The sequence below is a fragment of the Pontibacter toksunensis genome, from assembly GCF_042686245.1.
GTDB classification, from domain to species: domain Bacteria; phylum Bacteroidota; class Bacteroidia; order Cytophagales; family Hymenobacteraceae; genus Pontibacter; species Pontibacter toksunensis.
Map to the genome: position 1 here is coordinate 1 of NZ_JBHUOX010000073.1, position 2,600 is coordinate 2,600.

The window sequence follows — 2,600 nt, forward strand, 5'->3', positions numbered from 1 at the left end:
TGAGGACCAGGAACAGGAGGATAGTCAGAAAAACAGCCTGCTTCTCGAAAAAAGAGCAGAATCATGACAATGCAATGAAGCTAATTTTCTATTACCGAAACCATCATACATTCTAGACCACAACCAATTTCTGATTATCCTGTAAAAAGCACTGGAAGTAGCGCTGGATAGTTTCCAAAGAAGGTGGATGCACTGTATCCCGGGTACAGTGTTCTAAGGTGGCTACGTTTTCTTTTACTGCCTCCCTGATGCTGCTTAGGCTACCATAGTAGGCTACAAGGGAATCTGGCAGGAGCTTTCCATAGCAACCTTCCAGCATCTCCAGGACTGCATCCAGCATTTTATGGTATACATGACCAGCCTGCACCAACTGGTCCAGGAAATAGCCATCCGGCAGTTGCTTCATCTGAAGCGCATAATCAACTATCTCTCCCTCTGTGCCGAAAGCCAGCTGCCCGTGCTTCAGGGCAACCGGCAGTATAGCCGTGTAGAGGCCGGCACAGAAGCGGCTGTTCAATTCCCATTCCCGTTCGCAGTTCCTTTTCCTGTCTTCTAATTCAGTAAAATTCAGAAAACCCAGGTTCACCTGCTTTTTCACTTTGTATACATAGGGTGGGGCTATAGCAAGCACAGAAGCATGGGTTTGCAGAATACTTACCTTTTTTGGATGGTGTACATAAGAAGAAGGATTAGATAAAAATCTAATTATACTTTCCGCTGATTTATTCGATTCTGCCATTTTGCTGAATTACCAGGTAGGATTCACTCCGTCATTTTCTTTGCAACTTTCTCAGCCTGCAAATTTCCGGCGCAGGTCTCTACAGATATATAGTTAAATTGAAATAGTATACTTTCCGGAGCTGCTTCAGGGCCTTCATTAACAGAAGTAGGCTGCATGTATGCAGCAGCAGGCGAGTCAAATAGGTTTCAAACCGAGCATTTCACAACTTCTCTTATACTTCCGGCTGCTATTCTCCGGGCCTGCTTTCGGGAAAGCTGAAAACAACCTGCACAGGAGTTGCAGATTCAGTGCATGTTGGTGCAGACGGGACTGCCATTGTAAACAAATGAAAAAAATTGTTCAAGAAAATGGCTTACACTGATTTGCATCATTGCACCTTCATACATAAGATGCTATTTTACAGCACATTAAACACAAAGAGGTATGAAAGCGCAAAATTTAACTTCGAATGCAGTCTACCAAACTAACTTACCTAAAACCGGTGATGTTGTGGTTCGGGTTCCTTATAAAAAGCCCGGTAATGTTGTTGAGCACCTACCGGTAGCGTTTGTGGTTTTTGGAAACAGGACATCCTTTAAGGCTATTCCGTTGTGCAGCACAGAAGATCAAAGAATCGTTAATCTGCCGTTATCCATTGATTTCAAGGTAACAGAGGGTAGAATAATAACGGATCAACAGCATCACACTGACTTAGCGGAGGATATTCTTAAACAGTTGTACAAAGGAAAAATGTTGTAGCCCCCGTTACATGCAGGAAAATTTCCTCAACACAGGAAAATCAGCTGTTTCTGTGTTGTCTTGAAGTGCCTTTGTGCCGCTTCTCTAAAAATAAAAACATCCAATCAGCCTGGAACTCTGGCCGACGCAGTTACTGATGTGTAATATCTCTGCTTCAGCCTTGTGTTATTGATTACGAGGTGGTGAGGATTATCATGCTTATATCGCTTTCTATAAGAACTGATAATATAATTCCTGCCATTGATTCAAATCTGCAGGGGCATGCTCCACAAAGCCCTTATAGAGTACGGAGATATGTTATAGTACCGGCGGCTACTCTGTTCAAAGGATGCTCAAGATAGTAAAAGGTTGAAAATAAAGAGCTTCAGGAAAAGATTCCTGAAGCTCCGTTAACAGGCATTTCACGTGTAGCCAAAGATACAGCCTGTTCCTACGGCTGTTTAGCAGCATGCAAGCAGGTTAACTGATTTTTATCTTCTGCTTTGGTTTCTGCTGCTCTTGTTTCTTTGGCACACTCAGACTCAGTACTCCATCCTGATAATTAGCCTTTATCTCCTCGGGCTTCACGTCCTCTGGTAAGTTAAAGGAGCGGCTGAAGGAGCTGTAGTTATACTCCCGCCTCGTGTAATTTTCCTTCTCCTCTGTTTTATTCTCCTTCTTCTGGCTGCTGATAGTCAGCATACCCTCCTCCATGTCAATGTTAAAGTCCTCTTTCTTCATGCCCGGGGCTGCCACCTCAATCAGGAACTCCTTCTCTTTCTCGCGAATGTTCACAGAGGGCACTTTGCCTTCCATTTGCCTCTTTAGGTTCATGGGCAGCAGGAATAAATCCTTGTCGAAGAAATGTTCCACATCTGTGAAGAAATCAGAAAAAACAGAACGGGAAGGATTTGTCACGCCTCCGTTTCGTTTCATTAAGTTAGACATAGCTTTAAAATTTTAATGTTGAACATATATTTATCAGACCATTTAACATTAGTTTTATATAATAAAGGGCTGTGGTCTAGAATGTATGATGTTGGAATAAGTATGGCAGCAAGGATGTTAGTTGAAAGTTATGTGCGAGATAACTATCCAGGTAAACTGCCCCTACTGCCACAGTATGAAGGTAGTCAAAAAC

3 protein-coding genes and 1 pseudogene are annotated in these 2,600 nt (G+C 42.8%); 2 read left to right on the forward strand and 2 right to left on the reverse strand.

Going from position 1 to position 2,600, the window contains the following annotated elements; all coding sequences use genetic code 11:
• A pseudogene (locus ACFS7Z_RS27500) lies at positions 1-116 on the forward strand (IS1 family transposase); the annotation flags it as partial.
• Here ACFS7Z_RS27500 and ACFS7Z_RS27075 read toward each other — a convergent pair.
• Positions 113-739 (reverse strand): hypothetical protein, encoded by a 627-nt coding sequence (locus ACFS7Z_RS27075; protein WP_377492553.1) that lies wholly within the window; start codon positions 737-739, stop codon positions 113-115. The pseudogene ACFS7Z_RS27500 and the gene ACFS7Z_RS27075 overlap by 4 nt on opposite strands.
• Before the next feature lie 426 nt (positions 740-1,165).
• Here ACFS7Z_RS27075 and ACFS7Z_RS27080 point away from each other — a divergent pair, with 426 nt between their 5' ends.
• Entirely contained in the window at positions 1,166-1,480 is a 315-nt protein-coding gene (locus tag ACFS7Z_RS27080) for a hypothetical protein (protein WP_377492556.1), read from the forward strand.
• Positions 1,481-1,939: 459 nt separating this feature from the next.
• On the opposite strand, the gene ACFS7Z_RS27085 is transcribed toward ACFS7Z_RS27080, so the two are convergent.
• A complete protein-coding gene (locus tag ACFS7Z_RS27085; protein ID WP_377492559.1) occupies positions 1,940-2,407 on the reverse strand; it encodes an Hsp20/alpha crystallin family protein in 468 nt (155 codons plus the stop codon).
• Positions 2,408-2,600 lie beyond the last annotated feature (193 nt).

Excerpts from the sequence above, each read along its gene's own strand:
- ACFS7Z_RS27075 (WP_377492553.1), bottom strand. The coding sequence starts at position 739 with ATGGCAGAATCGAATAAATCAGCGGAAAGTATAATTAGATTTTTATCT.
- ACFS7Z_RS27085 (WP_377492559.1), bottom strand. The coding sequence starts at position 2,407 with ATGTCTAACTTAATGAAACGAAACGGAGGCGTGACAAATCCTTCCCGT.
- ACFS7Z_RS27080 (WP_377492556.1), top strand. The coding sequence starts at position 1,166 with ATGAAAGCGCAAAATTTAACTTCGAATGCAGTCTACCAAACTAACTTA.